Here is a 16,271-nt window from a genome sequence, read left to right as displayed (position 1 = left end):
GGGGATGACAGATGAAAATGTTGCTTAAAAAATTGGGTCAGCTTTCCAGGGAATATCTGGATCGTTTCAGCGGAGCAGACGAGCCGACCCTGTATTACAATCCGAATGGTGTATTTTCGGGACTCATTGAACGCTTACCGCAGCTGCAACAAAAATATCGCCCTACGCCGTGGTTAGCTAATGCACACGCACATATTCTATATTTCGATTTAATTAAAAAACGTACCATTAAGCTGAAATATGACGCGCTTGAACAGCTGAAAATGTCAGATGGCGGAATTACCGGTATTGCCTGGTATGGACTGGATCTTCCTGCAAATACCCCTACCATTGTTTTATTGCATACGATAACCGGTTCTCCTGAATCGATGCGTGAACTGGTTCGTGATCTGCATAAACATACCGGTTGGCGTGTGGCATTGTGTTTACGCCGTGGTCATGCAGACTTACCCATGCCTGTGCCTAAAATGAACCTGTTTGGTTCAACTCAGGATTTGCGTGAGCAGCTCTTGTATATACAGGACAGATTTCCTCAGTCCGATCTCTATGGGGTTGGATCTTCTGCGGGTACGGGATTGTTAGTGCGTTATCTGGGCGAAGAAGGTGAACAAACCCCACTCAAAGCGGCTTTTGCCTTATGCCCTGGCTATAACACTGAAACCGGTTTTGCCAATGTGCATCCGTTTTACAGTAAAGTCATGGCCAAAAAACTGATTAAGCGCTTTATTCATCCTTATCAGGAAACCTGGCAGGTCTGCCCAAGCTGGAAACAGTTATTAGAAGTTAAAGATCTGTCTGAATTTGAAAAACTTTATTTTGAACTGGCCGGATTTGCGGATTATGCCAGTTATACTCAGGCAACCAATCCGATTTATGTGTTTGAAAGTGTCAAAATCCCACTGATGATTTTAAATGCGGAGGATGATCCGGTTTGTCACATCCGAAATTTAGAACCTTATAAAGAAAAAATTCGGGCGATGTCTAATATTATGGTGATTACCACCAAAAAAGGCAGTCATTGCGGCTTTTATCAGGGCTTGATGCAAACCGAATCTTGGGCTACCCGACTAATGGCAGACTATTTGATTCACTTATCTCGTGCACCGACAACAGTATCCGCTTAAAAAGTTCCAATAAAAAACCCAGCATCTGCTGGGTTTTTTGATGAATGATACTGTAATTAGTCAAGTGCTGGCATCGCTGCGGCAATTGCGTCAGCAACCGCATCATCCTCAGACTTGTTTTCTGGATTTGAATTGGTTTTAGGTGTGGTCGCAGCAGGCTTTGACGCAGGTTCTTCGCGGGTTTCAGGCACTGGTGCCGGCTCAGTAGTTTCTGGTTTTTTGATTTCACGACGGATTTCAGTCGTGGTGTTTTCAGTTTGCTCACGTTGAATTTCAACCGTTGGCGCTACTTCCTCTTCAATTGCCGCTGGCTCTACAGGTTCAAGCGGTTCAAATTGCGTTGGTTCTGGAGTCGAGATTTCAGATGCTGGAGTAACTTCTACTTGCTCTTCTTCTTTTGGTGCTTCTTTTTTTACACACGCAGTTAATGTCAGGCCAGTCAGGATTAGGGTGGAGATTAAAAGTTTCTTCATCATCATTGCATCAAACATAAAAGTGTGGAGTGGATACACTATTATAGCAGCAAAATGCAAGATAGAAATCATATGAACTTACTGTAATTTTTTATAGGAATTGCTGTTAGAATAGTCAATTGTTTATTGTTCTTTGAATTGATGCGGATTGACTTTGCTTTCTAGGTACAAGGTAAAGTAAAATTGCGCAACATTGCAGGCCGATTTAGGCTCGATTGTACGAGAAACCCAATGACCCATTTTATTTTCGTTACTGGTGGTGTAGTTTCATCACTAGGTAAAGGTATTTCAGCTGCTTCTGTTGCTGCACTTTTAGAAGCTCGTGGTTTAAAAGTGACCATGGTAAAAATGGATCCATACATTAATGTCGATCCAGGGACAATGAGCCCATTCCAGCATGGTGAAGTTTTTGTTACAGAAGATGGTGCTGAAACAGACTTAGACTTGGGTTACTACGAACGTTTCTTGCGTCGTGCGAAAATGACCAAACTAAATAACTTCACATCAGGCCGTGTTTACCAGGATGTTCTAAACAAAGAACGCCGTGGTGACTATCTAGGCGGTACTGTTCAAGTTATTCCACACATTACTGACAATATCAAAGAGCGTGTACTTCGTGCAGGCGAAGGTTATGACGTTGCGATCGTAGAGATCGGCGGTACTGTAGGTGACATTGAATCTCTCCCATTCATGGAATCTGTACGTCAGTTAATGGTTGAACTTGGTCATAAACGTACCATGTTAATGCACTTAACGTTACTCCCATACATTAAGTCTGCAGCAGAATTAAAAACCAAACCAACACAGCACTCTGTTAAAGAACTCCTGTCGATTGGTATTCAGCCAGACATTCTCATCTGTCGTACAGAGTACGATGTAGATGCAGATACGACGCGTAAGATTGCATTATTTACCAACGTTGAAGCACGTGCCGTTGTGGTATGTAAAGACGCACGTTCGATCTACCAGATTCCACGTACATTCTACGAACAAAATGTTGATGATTTAATCTGTGAACGTTTTGGTTATAACGATCTTCCTGAAGCTGATTTAACAGATTGGGATAACGTTGTAGAAGCATTACTGAACCCTGAATACACCGTACGTGTTGCAATGGTCGGTAAATACGTTGAACTTCCAGATGCTTACAAATCTGTCAACGAAGCACTTTTACATGCGGGTATTCAAAACCGTGTGAAAGTTCAGATTGACTACGTAAACGCTGAAGAGCTTGAAGGCCAAGATGTAGCAGAAGTATTGAAAGATGCTGATGCGATTCTAGTTCCTGGTGGTTTCGGTGAGCGCGGTACTGAAGGCAAAATGAAGGCGATTCAGTTCGCACGTGAGAACGGTGTGCCGTTCCTCGGTATTTGCTTGGGTATGCAGTTGGCTGTGATCGAATACGCACGTAATGTTGCTGGTATTGCAGACGCGACCTCGACTGAATTTAACCGTTCAACCAAATCTCCATTGATTGGTTTAATTACTGAATGGTTAGATGAGCGTGGTGAAGTTCAGCAACGTTCTGCTGATTCTGATCTGGGTGGCACGATGCGTTTAGGCGCGCAAAAATCTGAACTGGTTGCAGGGACTAAAACTGCAGAAGTTTATGGTTCTGAAGAAATCATCGAGCGTCACCGTCACCGTTACGAGATGAACAACCGTTATATCCCAGTGCTGGAAGAAAAAGGCATGAAGATTTCTGGTTATTCTCCGGTACAGCATTTGGTAGAAACTGTTGAAATTCCTGCACATCCTTGGTTTATTGCAGTACAATTCCACCCGGAATTTACCAGCTCGCCACGCGATGGTCACCCATTGTTTGCCGGTTTCATTGATGCTGCGAAAAAGCAGTACCAAAAAACCAAATAATCGGTGCGTAGGACACAACTAGGGAAGTTTAAATGTCGCAATTAAAACCACAAGAAATTGTACGTTTGGGCGATATACAAATGGCAAATCATTTGCCATTTGTATTATTCGGCGGAATGAATGTACTTGAATCTAAAGACCTGGCTTTTGAAATCGCAGAGACTTATGTCGATATCTGCACACGTTTGGGCATTCCTTATGTGTTCAAAGCCAGCTTTGATAAAGCCAACCGTTCAAGCCTGAACTCTTTCCGTGGGCCTGGCCTGGAAAAAGGTCTCGAGTGGTTAGCTGACATTAAAAAACACTTTAATGTACCGATCATCACCGATGTGCATGAGCCGTACCAAGCGGCTCCTGTTGCAGAAGTGGCAGACATTATTCAATTGCCAGCTTTCTTAAGCCGTCAGACGGATCTTGTTGAAGCAATGGCAAAAACCGATGCGATCATCAACATCAAAAAAGCCCAGTTCCTGGCTCCACACGAAATGCGTCATATTTTGCATAAGTGTCTGGAAGCCGGAAATGACAAGCTGATCATTTGTGAACGCGGTTCGGCATTTGGCTATAACAATCTGGTTGTAGACATGCTGGGCTTCGACATCATGAAAGAAATGAATGTCCCGGTGTTCTTTGATGTAACCCATGCCTTACAAACCCCAGGCGGCCGTGCAGATTCTGCCGGTGGTCGTCGTGCGCAAATTACAACGCTTGCACGTGCGGGTATGGCAACGGGTCTTGCAGGCTTGTTCTTGGAAGCACATCCAGATCCGGAAAAAGCCAAGTGTGATGGTCCATGTGCGCTGCGCATGTCTCAGCTTGAGCCGTTCCTGGCACAGCTAAAAGAATTGGATACCTTGGTTAAAGGTTTCGAAAAGTTAGATACACACTGAGTTTATCACTCTTGCGCTGCCGTATAGGCAGCTCATATTAATCAACTGAGGAATAGTTCATGAGCCAAATCGTTGACATTCGTGCACGTGAAATTTTGGACTCTCGTGGTAACCCTACCATCGAAGCAGACGTAATCTTAGCATCTGGCGTAGTTGGCCGTGCATGTGCACCATCTGGTGCTTCAACTGGTTCTCGTGAAGCTTTAGAACTTCGTGATGGCGATAAAGCGCGTTACTTAGGTAAAGGCGTTAAAACTGCGGTAAATAACATAAATACGTTAATCCGTGACGCTTTGGTCGGTAAATCAGTATTCGAACAAAAAGACATCGATAACACGATGATCGCGCTTGACGGTACTGAAAACAAAGAAAAACTAGGTGCAAACGCAACTTTGGCAGTGTCTTTGGCTGCTGCTCGCGCTGCTGCTGAAGAAAAGAAAATTCCTCTTTTCCAATACATCGCAGATCTTCGCGGTCAAACGATTCTAACCATGCCTGTACCAATGATGAACATCATCAATGGTGGTTCACATGCAGACAACAACGTCGATATTCAAGAATTTATGATTGAGCCAGTAGGCTTCACTTCATTCTCTGAAGCGCTACGTGCCGGTGCTGAAATCTTCCATTCACTTAAATCAGTTTTAAACAAAAAAGGTTTAAACACTGCGGTAGGTGATGAAGGTGGTTTTGCACCGAACTTACGTTCAAACGAAGAAGCAATTACGGTTATTCTTGAAGCAATTGGTCAAACTGGCTACAAAGCAGGTTCTGACATCATGCTTGCGCTTGACTGTGCATCTTCAGAATTCTACAAAAATGGTCAATACATTCTTGCGGGCGAAGGCAACAAAGCGTTCACAAGCAACCAGTTCTCTGACTATTTAGCAGGTCTTGTAAACCAGTACCCAATTATCTCGATTGAAGATGGTCTGGACGAATCTGACTGGGAAGGCTGGTCTTACCTGACTTCAATTCTTGGTGACAAGATCCAGTTGGTAGGTGATGACTTGTTCGTAACGAATCCGAAAATCCTGCAGCGTGGTATCAACGAAAAAGTGGGTAACTCTATTCTGATTAAATACAACCAGATCGGTACCTTGACTGAAACTTTAGATGCCATCTACCTTGCGAAAGAAAATGGTTACTCTACGGTAATTTCACACCGTTCAGGCGAAACTGAAGATTCAACGATTGCTGATCTTGCAGTAGGTACAGCAGCGGGTCAAATCAAGACGGGTTCACTTTGCCGTTCTGACCGTGTAGCGAAATATAATCAATTACTTCGTATTGAAGAATTGACTAATGCTGCATATCGCGGTAAAGCTGAGTTCAAAGGTTTGAACTAAGCGACTTATGTCAATGTTAAATGTATTCGACTCGACTGCGAGTAAAGTACTGTTGGGCCTTGCGATCATTTTGATCGCAGGGTTTCAATATTTATACTGGTTTGGTGAAGGTGGTTATCATGATCATCAGCAACTGACCCAGAAAATCCAACAACAAATGGAATTGAATGATGAGCTAAAAGAGCGTAATCGCGTTCTGGCAGCAGAAGTTTATGATTTGAAGAATGGTATTGAAGCCATCGAAGAACATGCGCGTTTAGATCTTGGTCTGATTAAGCCACGCGAAACTTTTATTCAAATGAGCACGATCAGTACTCAATATAAACCGATCTATCTTAATCCTAATTCTAAAGTAGACCTGCGAACCAATGAGTCAGCTGAAGCACCAACCACACCTTAAACTTTGGGTCATTCTTCCAGCTGCAGGTTCCGGTAGCCGTTTCTCTAAAACAGAACTGAAACAATATCAGATGATTCAAGAGCGAACTGTTCTTGAACATACGGTGGCTCGTCTGAATCACCTGCCTTTGATGGGTTATGTCCTGGCGATTGGTGCACAGGACAACGTGGCAAAAATGCTGCCATTTTCCAGTCAAGAGAAAGCCCATTTCTGTCTGGGCGGTGCCGAGCGGGTGAATTCCGTGTTAAATGCACTCACGTATTTATCTCAAATCGCTTCTGAAGATGAGTGGGTGCTGGTACATGACGCGGCGCGTCCCTGTGTCGGTCTGGATTGTCTGCAACAGTTAGTCAATACGGCGATTACAAATGATCAGGCTGCGATTCTGGCGATTCCAGTAAGAGATACACTTAAGCGTGTAGTAACCAATTTTGATATTGAGGAAACAGTGGATCGCTCAATGCTATGGCAGGCACAAACACCACAAATGGCCAAGCTAGGTGTGTTGAAACGGGCGATTGAGCAGGCTTTGCAAGATGGTGCTACGATTACTGATGAAGCCAGTGCGCTGGAACATATCGGCGAACAGGTGAGTGTAGTACAAGGGCGTTCCGATAATATTAAAATTACCTATCCGGACGATCTGGAACTGGCCAAGCTGATTTTACAGGCTCAGGCTTAAAAATATATTCAAATAATATTTAAATAAAAGCAGAATAAATCTGGCTATAGCGATCTATTCGCTATAGCTTTCACTTATAATTTTGCCATCATTCTTTTTCACCTTTTGGCCAATGATACCTTCACAGCAGTATCGGTTTTTACGTCACTCTTTGCGTGATGGACGTAGTATTAACCCGCAAGATTCATCTCGATGGACCAAGTTGCACCTTGATCCCTGGTTATTGTGCTTTCTAGTTCTCAATGCAATCCTGGGTTTAATGGTGGTGTATAGCGCGACATCCGAAGACTCTGGCATGGTGGTGCGTCAGGCGATCAGTTTTGGAATTGGTTTTGTGCTGCTGTTTATCTGTGCGCAGATTCCACCGAAAGTCTATCAGGCGATTAGTCCATACCTGTATGCCTTCGGGATCTTCATGCTGCTTCTGGTCTTTGTGATTGGTGAAAAACGTTTGGGTGCAACCCGCTGGATTACCTTGCCAGGGGTGGGAAGCATGCAACCGAGTGAGGTGATGAAATTTGCCATGCCTTTGATGATGGCATGGTATTTTGCACGTAAGCCATTTCCTCCCAAATTTTTGCATATTGTCGGGGCTTTGATTCTATTGGGCGTACCATTTGTTTTGGTGGCACTTCAGCCTGACTTGAACATTGGCTTGGTAATTCCTGGTATTTTTGTTCTATTTTTAAGTGGGATGTCGTGGCGTTTGATTGGTGGTGCAGCAGCGGCGGTAGCTGTGGCAGCTCCGGCTGCATGGATGTTCGTGCTACAAGAGTATCAAAAAAAACGTATTACCACGTTATTTGATCCGGAATCGGATGCCTTGGGTGCAGGCTGGAATATCATCCAGTCCAAAATTGCGATTGGTTCAGGTGGTTCCACGGGCAAAGGCTATACTGAAGGTACCCAATCACATTTAGGTTATCTGCCTGAACATCATACTGACTTTATTATGTCGACTTATGCCGAAGAATTCGGTTTTATCGGCGTTTTCCTGCTGTTTAGTTTATTCACTGCCATTATTATTCGCTGTCTGATGATTGGTTTAAACAGCTTTCATAACTTTGGCCGTTTATATGCTGGAGCCATGGGACTGACTTTCTTCTTCTTTGTATTTTTAAACTCAGGCATGGTGAGCGGGATTTTACCTGTAACTGGAGATCCATTACCGCTCATGAGTTATGGTGGAACGGCAGTGATTTCCATGCTGGCCGGGATGGGCATTGTGATGTCGATTCATACTCATCGATAAGTCATTCTAAAAGTCGGACTGGTTCCGGCTTTTTATATACTTAAAATAAGTTGTTTTAAAAATCCTGTTTTGGCCAGAAGAAAAAAGAAGAATATTTTAGAATTCGTATGAAATTAAAAAGCCCTCAAATGAGGGCTTTTTAATTTCATACTTTAACTGAGAAACCAGGTGTAATAACCCCAGATCATTAAAGGCCATGCTAGGAAAGGGCTAAACAACCATTTCCAGAACCAGTGGCGCGGCATAAAGCCAACACCATGGACAAAGCCTCCAGAAATACCAATCATGATATACATCATGGCACTATGGCTATATTCACCGTTGGCATCCAGCATTGCAGAAGGATGAACCAATAACACGGCTGCGAGAGGAAAAGCCAATAGGCAGGAAATCATCATCGCAAATTTGTTTGGTTTCTTGTCTACAACGGTTTTCTCAAGCGCAGCTTCGGTCATGTTTTATTCCTCATCCAGGTCTTGGTGTTGTTCCATGTAAATGGCAGCAATCACACTGGCAAAACATGCCATCAGTACACCCAGAATCCAGGCAAAATACCACATAGTTGTCTCTCCTTAAGACATAGCCTTAGTACAGGCTATGTGAATTATCTTCAATGTGTTTGTTGGTAATCACGCCCCACATCTTGTAGTAACACCAGGTGGTATAGATCAGGATCAGTGGAACAAAGATACATGCAGCAACGGTCATGACTGTTAAGGTATTTTTACTAGATACCGCATCCCACATGGTCAGACTTGCAACCGGGTTAATGCTTGAAGGCATCAGGAAAGGAAACAGGGCAAAACCAGCAGTCAGGATGGCACCGATGACAGCCAGAGATGAACCCAGGAAGCTCAAGCCTGCTTTGTTTTTACTAGCTGCCAAGACAATGATCAAGCCACCCAAAATGCCGGCAATTGGAGCAGCCATTGTGATTGGATACGTCGAGTAGTTATTCATCCAGCCTGGATTGGCATTGGTCAATACTTCTTTGGCCAGCGGGTTGGCAACACCATTGGTATCAAAAGGTGTAACTAAGGTATAGCCCTGAATGCCACCAAAATACAACCATGCACCGGCTGCCAGGAAAGTTGCTAAATACACTAGTCCCATGATTTGTGTTGCTTTGGCAGAACGTTGGCGTAGGTCACCATCAGTACGCAGCATTAACCATGCACCACCATGTGCACACAGCATCGATAAACTGACCAGACCACAGACAATCGCAAACGGATTCAGCAGGGCAAAGAAGCTACCAGTATAAGTAGAACGTACAGTTTCATCTAAAGTAAATGGTACACCCAGGAACATGTTGCCGAATGCCACACCGAAGACCAATGCAGGCACTGCACCACCAATGGCTAGACCCCAGTCCCATGAATTGCGCCATTTGGTATTTTCCAGTTTTGAGCGATAGTCAAAACCGACCGGACGCAGGAATAGGGCAAACAGTACCAGCAACAGTGCCCAGTACATGCCAGAGAAGGCGGTTGCATAGACCATTGGCCAGGCAGCGAACAAAGCACCGCCGGCAGTAATAAACCAGACCTGGTTACCGTCCCAATGCGGGGCAATGGTATTGATCGCTGCACGGCGCTCGCTATCATTTTTGCCCACAAATGGCATGATCGCCATGGAGCCCATATCGAAGCCATCGGTGAGGGCAAAGCCAATCAGCAATACGCCGACCAGCACCCACCAAATGATTTTTAATAATTCATATTCGATCATGCGTGAGTCTCCTCATTTGCCTTCTCTGCAGCTGCAAGCTTTTCAAAATGGTATTTACCGGTATGCAGTGAGCTTGGGCCAAGACGTGAGAACTTGATCATCAGATACATCTCGATAATCAGTAACACGGTATAGAATGCTGCCAATGCAAGGATTGAACCCCAGACATCACCTGTACTTAAGCTTGATGCTGAAAGATGCGTCGGTAATACCTCACCAATGGTCCAAGGTTGACGACCTACTTCTGCCACATACCAGCCAGTTTGCGCAGCAACCCAAGGCAGAGGAAGTGCAAATAATGCAAATTTCAATAACCATGGTTTGTTTTCAGCATTACGTTTTGCTACCGCAAAAGTTGCCAGTGCAAATAGAAGTAGCATCAAGAAGCCAGAAGCAACCATGGCACGGAAGGCCCAGAACAGACTTGGTACGTGTGGAATGGTATCTTTAGCAGCTGCTTTGATTTGCTCTTCAGAGGCATCAACGACATTTGGCGTGTATTTCTTCAGCAGCAGACCGTAACCGAGGTCTTTTTGGCTTTCTTCAAAAGCGGTTTTCAGTTCTGGAGACTGATCACCAGCACGTAATTTTTCCAGTTGCGAATAGGCCACCATACCATTACGGATACGCGCTTCATGCTGAACCAGCAGGTCCTTAATACCTGTAACTTGTTCAGTCGTAGAACGTGTAGCAATCAGACCCATTACATAAGGAATTTTCACTGCATAATCTGTAGTCATGGTTTCCTTATTCGGAATACCGAACAAAGTAAATGGTGCAGGTGCAGGGTGAGTATCCCATTCTGCTTCAATCGCTGCCAGTTTGGTTTTTTGTACATCGCCCAGCTCATAACCTGATTCATCACCCAGTAAAATCACTGAAAGTGTAGAAGCAAGCCCGAAGATGGCTGCAATGGCAAAAGAACGGCGTGCAAAAGGCAAGTCACGTTTTTTCAGCATGTAGTAACTTGAAATAGCCAGGACGAAGATGGCACCTGTGACATAACCTGCAGACACTGTATGTACGAATTTAACCTGAGCAACCGGGTTAAATATCAGAGCAGCAAAGTCCACCATTTCCATACGCATGGTTTCGTAGTTGAATACAGAACCAACCGGGTTTTGCATCCAGCCATTGGCGATCAGAATCCACAGCGCAGACATGTTCGAACCTAAAGCTACCAGCCAGGTCACTGCCAGATGTTGCACTTTGGACAGGCGATCCCAGCCAAAGAAGAACAAGCCAATAAAGGTCGATTCAAGGAAGAAGGCCATCAAACCTTCAATCGCCAGCGGTGCACCAAAAATATCACCGACATAATGCGAGTAATAAGCCCAGTTGGTTCCGAACTGGAACTCCATGGTCAGGCCTGTGGTTACCCCTAAGGCAAAGTTAATACCAAACAGTTTTCCCCAGAACTTGGTCATGTCTTTATAGATTTCTTTGCCGGAAATCACATAGGTGGTTTCCATAATGGCAAGCAAAAAAGCCAAGCCTAAAGTCAGTGGAACAAAAATAAAGTGATACATCGCGGTCATGGCGAACTGGAACCGCGAGAGATCGACCACGCTTTCAGAAATCATCAACGTGTCTCCTGGATTTGGGAAGGATTGCCGGCGATACGCTCGGCGACTTGGTTGTCAAAATTTTTAGGAATCGTAGGTGCATCAAACCAGATATTTTTAATGATCATCAGTAAAATAACCTTGATAATTAAAATGGCAGTTATTTCTCTAACTACTCTCTGGTTTAGATTTTTGGGAACTAAGCTCATTCGACTAAGCCTGTTATATGACTTGTTATATATTATTAATCTATTGTAACTAAAAAATAAATAGACGATACAGTTTAAATAAATATATATTTATAAGTATTTGAAAATAATAAATATATATTTATATGAGTTAAAATTTATTCTAAATATTTTTTATTATTTTATGTAATTTTATTGGTTTTTAAATCCGACTAAAATGCTTATATTTATATATTTTAATGTAGATTATTTTGGTTGGATTAATATTTTTTCTATTTTTTAATCTGATTAAAATGCTTGGTTTTAAAATGAAGAATAAAATTAATCAAACTAAATTGGTTGGTTTTATAAGAGTTGAATATCAGTATCACAATCTTTCTCATCATATTTATACTGATAAAAACACGCCAAAAAAAGAACATGCTGGAGGCATGTTCTTTTTAAACTTTGTGAGGGAGACTGGTCTTAGAAGTCGTAACGCATGCCTAGAGAAAGACCGGTTGCATCTTCACCGCGTGTACCGCCTACGTTGTTTGTACGCGCTTGTGCCCATGGTGTTAAGTTTGAATTTTCATCATTTAGTACAGTTGCCAGGTTTGCATATACACGTACTGTTTTGTCTAAACGGTGTTCAACACCAAGTGCCAATAATGTTGCATTCGCATCATCTGCATCTACATCACGTTGGAACACTTGACCACGTAGATATGTTTTTGGTGCAAATTTATAGTCAGCTGCTACACCAAATACTTGTGCATCTGGGTTTGCTTCAGAATTATCATGTTGAAGGAATTGGTATAAACCGCCCAGATTGAATTCAGGAGTGATTTTGTAGGCACCAGCAATACGGAAACCATCGCGTTCGCCACGACCTGCATCTTCTTCATAATGTTCATAGGCAGCAGCAAAATCAACTTTACCTTCTTTATAGGTTAAGGCGAGGTCGTATGCTTTATCATCGCGATTATCTTTATTGGTAGTAGTTGTGGTTCCCGGTACGACTACTGTTACTGGACCATTCACAGTTTCAATTACAGTAGTTTTTGGTGAAGACGTTGACACGCTATCAGGGCTATTACCTTCGTGTAAAGAAAGTGCTGCTAAAACATTAAAGCCGCCACCAAACTTAGGTGATTTATATTCAATGGTATTGTTATTACGTTCATCAAAACGCAAGTTGCCAGCACGTGTGACGTTACGAACATCACCGACCATATCACCAAAGAAGTTGACCGGGCCACGTGCTACTTTGAATGGGCTGTCAAAACGGCCGATACGCGCTTGACCGAAATCACCTTTTAAACCAACAAAAGTATCGCGAGTTGCAAATTCAACATCATCGTTTGCAGAACCACTTGCAAAGTTAATTTCCTGTTCGATTTGAGCAAAAGCCGTCATGCCATTTTCTAATTGTTGTTCAGCTTTAAAGCCAAGGCGTGACGCGTTTGATGATAAAGCAACTTCATTATAGTCTTTACCATCATCCAGATAATCTAAAGAAACGTGTGCACGACCATAAATTTTAACGTCAGCAGCAGCTGCCATGACTGGTGTTAAAATTGTTGCCCCAATTGCTAATGCAGATAACGTTTTTTTCATGTGTTGCTCCAATAAAGACTTTTTATTCATCGTCTTAAAACAAGTTTCAGTCATGTGTTGAAACATGTACCGCTCTATTGGTGCCAAGTATCGATTACAAATAAGACAGTAAGATTAAGGAAATATTTCAAATCTGTTAAATGTTGTATTTTGTAAGTTTTGTAATATTACACATTCAATTTTTTGTATTTAAAGATAATTTGGTTGCTATTATCTTAATGATTCGCATTTATTTCTAAAGTTTTATGCTTTAAGTAGAATAAAAAAATGGAGCCGAAGCTCCATTTTTTTATTCAGTTAAACTTAAAGTGCAGCTTTGATTTTTTCAGCCAGCGCTTTAATTTTTTCCTGATCACCCATCTGGGCAGCATGTTTGCCCAGATTGTGCAAAGAGGTAGGAACCAGATGGAAATGTACGTGTGGTACGGTCTGACCCGCTGCGGCACCTGATAATTGCATCAGCACGATACCGTCCACACCTAAACCTTTTTCAATGGCTTTTGCAACTTTCTGTACGATCTGAATCGTATAGGCTGCAGCTTCAGGGGGTAGATCCAGTAAAGTGATCGCCGGTGTTTTCGGAACAACCAGGGTATGACCTTCTGCCTGAGGCATGATGTCCATAAATGCAAGAACCTGGTCATCTTCATACACTTTTATCGCAGGAAGTTCACCGCGTAGAATTCGTGCAAAAATATTCTGATCATCATAAGTCATAAGTACATTCCTTGAGCGTCATTAAACTGAATTATTTACAGTTCAATTCTTTCTGACGATCTTTGATCGCGTCAAGACGTTGTTGCTCTTTTTCCGAGAATTTTGGCTTGGTTGTATAGCAATTGTCATTACCAAACTTGGCTTTTGCTTCAGGATCTTTGAAACAGAAACCTTTAGACGCATAAATCACGTCATGATCATTTTTCAATTTTTTGCACTCTTGTTCAGATGCAAGAACCGATGTTGAAGCCCCGAACAAAGTTGCAAAGCCAATCACTGCTGCAACAAAAAATTTTTTCATGAGAGTTTCCTCTGGGTTAACCACTATATGTGCCTGCCTATATAGTCACAATATGAGGTTTCGTTATCATTATTCAATGGCGAGATATTACTCGATGGTAATATTACTCCATGATTCATACATTTTCACAGCACTGGAAAAATCACTGTTTTTATCCGACAGGTCGCTGGCTGCCTGAATCAGATTCTGGGTTAAAGATAACACAGGTGCAGAAAGTTTGGCTTCACGCGCAAGGTCGATTGCGATACCTGTATCTTTGGCCAAGAGTGGCAGGGCAAAGGTTACAGGAAAACTGCGGTTTAAAATACGCTGTGGCAATACGGTTTCAGTCACCATGCTTTTACCACTTGAAGCATTAATACAATCCAGTGCTTCATGCAGGTTTACCCCATGCGCTTTCAAGGTAGTAAAGCCCTCAGCAACGGCACACAGGTTTACAGCCATTAACATATTATTTACGGCCTTCACTGCAAAACCTGCGCCAGATTCACCGACATGCTTGATCAGCTTGCCAAATGCCTGCATTGCAGGAAGGGCTTTTTCATAGCCCTCTGCATTACCACCCACCATCACGGTTAAAGTGCCATTTTCAGCACCAACGGTTTGGCCACTGACCGGTGCATCCAGAAAGATTACCCCATGTTCAGCCAGTTGTGCTGCCAGTTTTTGGGCAGAATCTGGTACACCACTGGTGCAGTCGACCCAGACTGAACCGGATTTAAGCGGTAAATTTTCCAGAAGTTGTTCTACATCAGCGCTGGTGGGCAGGCAAGAAAAAATCACATCTGCCTGTACGGCCTGTTCCAGTGTGACGGCTTGGGTGCCATATTCGGCAGCATGCTCTTCAGCCTTGTTAAAGCTGCGGTTCCAGACATAGACCGTATCAAAATGCTTGGGCAAATGTGCAGCCATACGAAAACCCATTGCACCTAAGCCGATAAATGCCACTGATTGAATCATGCTGTACCCTCTGAATATGTTTAAATCTATTGATAATTTTTAATATTTTTCTGGTGCGAGAAATCTGCTTTAAGCATCAAGACGTGTGGAGCGCTGCACCAGCCAGGTCGTCATTTTTGGCCAGAATGTATTGGCTGTTTTCTGGTTCGACATGAGTCCAAGATGACCACCCGGTATAAGAGTAAACGTCTTATCCTGGCTACTTGTCAATTCCATCAAAGGCTTAGCTGACTGTTCTGTGACAATCTGGTCGGTTTGACCTGCACCTACCAATAGGGAGCAGCTGATATTTTTAAGATCAACAATACGACCATCTAAAGTGATAGAACCGTATTTTAAAGGATTTTGCAGCCATAAATGCAGAACCATGTCCTGATTAATCCCGCCCGGATAATCGATCATCTTGTTCAGGAAATTCCCCATGGTGGCATGTTCATAGACATCTTCGACATGATCCAGATTCAGCAAAAACTGCTTCTGGCTTTTGAGCCAGCCAATCGGATCAAGTAATTTAAAGCCCAAGGCATTTACAATACCCGGCGTATGAATATATTGCTTCGGGATCAGTCCTTGATGAATGGCTTGTTGCAAATTCTTATTTTTAGAAATCAGTTTATTGGTCGTAGAAAAAAGTTTGCCGACACGTCCTGACGCATAACTGTCGATAGGACTGCCCACCACGATCAGATTCTTGACATGTTCAGGCGAATGCAGGGCTGTATAGAGCGTGACAAACACCCCAGCCATACTCCACCCGTGTAAGGAAATGAACTGACTGCCTGAATGCTTGCAGATGGTTTCAATGGATTGAGGAATGGCTGCATCGATAAAAGATAAAAAATTCAGGTGACGGTGCTTAAAGTTAAAGCGTTTCCATTCCACCAGATAGACATCAAAACCGCTATGCTGAAAATGCTTGACCAGAGAGCGATAAGGATACAGATCATAGATATCCATATTAATGGCTAACGGTGCGATGAAAACCAGAGGCTCCTTATATTTTTTCTCAGGTGAAGCGTAATAACGAATCTTGCAAAACTCGGTGCCGGCAATATATTCAAAAGGGGTTTTTTGCGACAGGATCAGTGAGGAGGCATTAAACACCCGGGTGCTGAGGTGTTTCAATTTTTTTTGCTGGCGCTGAAAGTTTTGTTTTAACTGAATCATG

General features: G+C 43.0%; 18 protein-coding genes. 7 read left to right on the top strand and 11 right to left on the bottom strand.

What is annotated here, in order from left to right; all coding sequences use genetic code 11:
* The first annotated feature begins 11 nt into the window (after positions 1–11).
* On the top strand, positions 12–1,124 hold the full coding sequence (locus tag Q9R21_RS12970; protein ID WP_311204641.1) for an alpha/beta fold hydrolase: 1,113 nt from the start codon (positions 12–14) through the stop codon (positions 1,122–1,124).
* A 56-nt stretch (positions 1,125–1,180) separates the two neighbouring features.
* Here Q9R21_RS12970 and Q9R21_RS12965 read toward each other — a convergent pair whose 3' ends face one another.
* Entirely contained in the window at positions 1,181–1,603 is a 423-nt protein-coding gene (locus tag Q9R21_RS12965; RefSeq protein WP_370940779.1) for a hypothetical protein, read from the bottom strand.
* A gap of 225 nt (positions 1,604–1,828) precedes the next feature.
* Between Q9R21_RS12965 and Q9R21_RS12960 the strand changes: the two genes are divergently transcribed.
* The 6 genes from Q9R21_RS12960 (at position 1,829) to rodA (ending at position 8,042) form a co-directional block, all read left to right on the top strand.
* A complete protein-coding gene (locus Q9R21_RS12960) occupies positions 1,829–3,469 on the top strand; it encodes a CTP synthase (protein ID WP_004278723.1) in 1,641 nt (546 codons plus the stop codon).
* 32 nt (positions 3,470–3,501) lie between these two features.
* Positions 3,502–4,359, top strand: a complete 858-nt coding sequence (gene kdsA, locus Q9R21_RS12955) for a 3-deoxy-8-phosphooctulonate synthase (protein WP_004278721.1) — start codon at positions 3,502–3,504, stop codon at positions 4,357–4,359.
* A gap of 59 nt (positions 4,360–4,418) precedes the next feature.
* On the top strand, positions 4,419–5,708 hold the full coding sequence (eno, locus tag Q9R21_RS12950; protein WP_311204640.1) for a phosphopyruvate hydratase: 1,290 nt from the start codon (positions 4,419–4,421) through the stop codon (positions 5,706–5,708).
* A gap of 7 nt (positions 5,709–5,715) precedes the next feature.
* A complete protein-coding gene (locus tag Q9R21_RS12945) occupies positions 5,716–6,108 on the top strand; it encodes a septum formation initiator family protein (RefSeq protein WP_004645271.1) in 393 nt (130 codons plus the stop codon).
* Positions 6,077–6,790: a 2-C-methyl-D-erythritol 4-phosphate cytidylyltransferase gene (gene ispD / locus Q9R21_RS12940; protein WP_311204639.1), complete on the top strand. Its 714-nt coding sequence runs from the start codon at positions 6,077–6,079 to the stop codon at positions 6,788–6,790. The genes Q9R21_RS12945 and ispD overlap by 32 nt, the downstream gene beginning before the upstream one ends.
* A gap of 112 nt (positions 6,791–6,902) precedes the next feature.
* Positions 6,903–8,042 carry a rod shape-determining protein RodA gene (gene rodA / locus Q9R21_RS12935; protein ID WP_004645269.1) on the top strand — a complete coding sequence of 380 codons (1,140 nt, stop codon included), beginning with the start codon at positions 6,903–6,905 and terminating at the stop codon, positions 8,040–8,042.
* A gap of 152 nt (positions 8,043–8,194) precedes the next feature.
* Here rodA and Q9R21_RS12930 read toward each other — a convergent pair whose 3' ends face one another.
* The 10 genes from Q9R21_RS12930 to Q9R21_RS12885 form a co-directional block, all read right to left on the bottom strand.
* Complete coding sequence (locus Q9R21_RS12930; protein WP_004278714.1) at positions 8,195–8,497, bottom strand: cyd operon YbgE family protein; 303 nt, start codon at positions 8,495–8,497, stop codon at positions 8,195–8,197.
* Positions 8,498–8,500: 3 nt separating this feature from the next.
* Entirely contained in the window at positions 8,501–8,602 is a 102-nt protein-coding gene (gene cydX / locus Q9R21_RS12925) for a cytochrome bd-I oxidase subunit CydX (RefSeq protein WP_004278713.1), read from the bottom strand.
* A gap of 25 nt (positions 8,603–8,627) precedes the next feature.
* A complete protein-coding gene (gene cydB, locus Q9R21_RS12920; protein WP_071320015.1) occupies positions 8,628–9,773 on the bottom strand; it encodes a cytochrome d ubiquinol oxidase subunit II in 1,146 nt (381 codons plus the stop codon).
* The gene (locus Q9R21_RS12915; protein WP_191112111.1) at positions 9,770–11,356 is read right to left on the bottom strand and encodes a cytochrome ubiquinol oxidase subunit I; all 1,587 of its coding nucleotides are present in this window, start codon (positions 11,354–11,356) and stop codon (positions 9,770–9,772) included. Before Q9R21_RS12915 ends, cydB begins: the two co-directional genes overlap by 4 nt.
* The gene (gene cydP, locus Q9R21_RS12910) at positions 11,356–11,547 is read right to left on the bottom strand and encodes a cytochrome oxidase putative small subunit CydP (RefSeq protein ID WP_004645265.1); all 192 of its coding nucleotides are present in this window, start codon (positions 11,545–11,547) and stop codon (positions 11,356–11,358) included. Before cydP ends, Q9R21_RS12915 begins: the two co-directional genes overlap by 1 nt.
* A gap of 444 nt (positions 11,548–11,991) precedes the next feature.
* The gene (locus Q9R21_RS12905; protein WP_311204638.1) at positions 11,992–13,125 is read right to left on the bottom strand and encodes a porin; all 1,134 of its coding nucleotides are present in this window, start codon (positions 13,123–13,125) and stop codon (positions 11,992–11,994) included.
* A gap of 303 nt (positions 13,126–13,428) precedes the next feature.
* Entirely contained in the window at positions 13,429–13,842 is a 414-nt protein-coding gene (locus Q9R21_RS12900; protein ID WP_004278705.1) for an HIT family protein, read from the bottom strand.
* A gap of 31 nt (positions 13,843–13,873) precedes the next feature.
* Positions 13,874–14,143, bottom strand: coding sequence for a YARHG domain-containing protein (locus Q9R21_RS12895; protein WP_005266231.1), 270 nt, complete (start codon positions 14,141–14,143; stop codon positions 13,874–13,876).
* An 87-nt stretch (positions 14,144–14,230) separates the two neighbouring features.
* On the bottom strand, positions 14,231–15,103 hold the full coding sequence (locus tag Q9R21_RS12890; protein ID WP_005266232.1) for an NAD(P)-dependent oxidoreductase: 873 nt from the start codon (positions 15,101–15,103) through the stop codon (positions 14,231–14,233).
* A gap of 69 nt (positions 15,104–15,172) precedes the next feature.
* The gene (locus Q9R21_RS12885) at positions 15,173–16,270 is read right to left on the bottom strand and encodes an alpha/beta fold hydrolase (protein WP_004645261.1); all 1,098 of its coding nucleotides are present in this window, start codon (positions 16,268–16,270) and stop codon (positions 15,173–15,175) included.
* Between the last annotated feature and the right edge of the window lies 1 nt (position 16,271).

Source organism: Acinetobacter sp. RG5 (assembly GCF_031844265.1).
Lineage (GTDB): Bacteria > Pseudomonadota > Gammaproteobacteria > Pseudomonadales > Moraxellaceae > Acinetobacter.
Note: the sequence above shows the minus strand (reverse complement) of the source record. Positions and strands in the feature narration are given on the sequence as shown.

What these genes read in the sequence shown, in the direction of transcription:
- cydP (WP_004645265.1), bottom strand. Translation starts at nt 11,547, where the DNA reads ATGAGCTTAGTTCCCAAAAATCTAAACCAGAGAGTAGTTAGAGAAATA.
- rodA (WP_004645269.1), top strand. Translation starts at nt 6,903, where the DNA reads ATGATACCTTCACAGCAGTATCGGTTTTTACGTCACTCTTTGCGTGAT.
- cydB (WP_071320015.1), bottom strand. Translation starts at nt 9,773, where the DNA reads ATGATCGAATATGAATTATTAAAAATCATTTGGTGGGTGCTGGTCGGC.
- Q9R21_RS12905 (WP_311204638.1), bottom strand. Translation starts at nt 13,125, where the DNA reads ATGAAAAAAACGTTATCTGCATTAGCAATTGGGGCAACAATTTTAACA.
- Q9R21_RS12945 (WP_004645271.1), top strand. Translation starts at nt 5,716, where the DNA reads ATGTCAATGTTAAATGTATTCGACTCGACTGCGAGTAAAGTACTGTTG.
- Q9R21_RS12915 (WP_191112111.1), bottom strand. Translation starts at nt 11,356, where the DNA reads ATGATTTCTGAAAGCGTGGTCGATCTCTCGCGGTTCCAGTTCGCCATG.
- kdsA (WP_004278721.1), top strand. Translation starts at nt 3,502, where the DNA reads ATGTCGCAATTAAAACCACAAGAAATTGTACGTTTGGGCGATATACAA.
- Q9R21_RS12885 (WP_004645261.1), bottom strand. Translation starts at nt 16,270, where the DNA reads ATGATTCAGTTAAAACAAAACTTTCAGCGCCAGCAAAAAAAATTGAAA.
- Q9R21_RS12900 (WP_004278705.1), bottom strand. Translation starts at nt 13,842, where the DNA reads ATGACTTATGATGATCAGAATATTTTTGCACGAATTCTACGCGGTGAA.
- Q9R21_RS12930 (WP_004278714.1), bottom strand. Translation starts at nt 8,497, where the DNA reads ATGACCGAAGCTGCGCTTGAGAAAACCGTTGTAGACAAGAAACCAAAC.
- Q9R21_RS12890 (WP_005266232.1), bottom strand. Translation starts at nt 15,103, where the DNA reads ATGATTCAATCAGTGGCATTTATCGGCTTAGGTGCAATGGGTTTTCGT.
- Q9R21_RS12960 (WP_004278723.1), top strand. Translation starts at nt 1,829, where the DNA reads ATGACCCATTTTATTTTCGTTACTGGTGGTGTAGTTTCATCACTAGGT.
- cydX (WP_004278713.1), bottom strand. Translation starts at nt 8,602, where the DNA reads ATGTGGTATTTTGCCTGGATTCTGGGTGTACTGATGGCATGTTTTGCC.
- ispD (WP_311204639.1), top strand. Translation starts at nt 6,077, where the DNA reads ATGAGTCAGCTGAAGCACCAACCACACCTTAAACTTTGGGTCATTCTT.
- Q9R21_RS12965 (WP_370940779.1), bottom strand. Translation starts at nt 1,603, where the DNA reads ATGATGATGAAGAAACTTTTAATCTCCACCCTAATCCTGACTGGCCTG.
- Q9R21_RS12970 (WP_311204641.1), top strand. Translation starts at nt 12, where the DNA reads ATGAAAATGTTGCTTAAAAAATTGGGTCAGCTTTCCAGGGAATATCTG.
- eno (WP_311204640.1), top strand. Translation starts at nt 4,419, where the DNA reads ATGAGCCAAATCGTTGACATTCGTGCACGTGAAATTTTGGACTCTCGT.
- Q9R21_RS12895 (WP_005266231.1), bottom strand. Translation starts at nt 14,143, where the DNA reads ATGAAAAAATTTTTTGTTGCAGCAGTGATTGGCTTTGCAACTTTGTTC.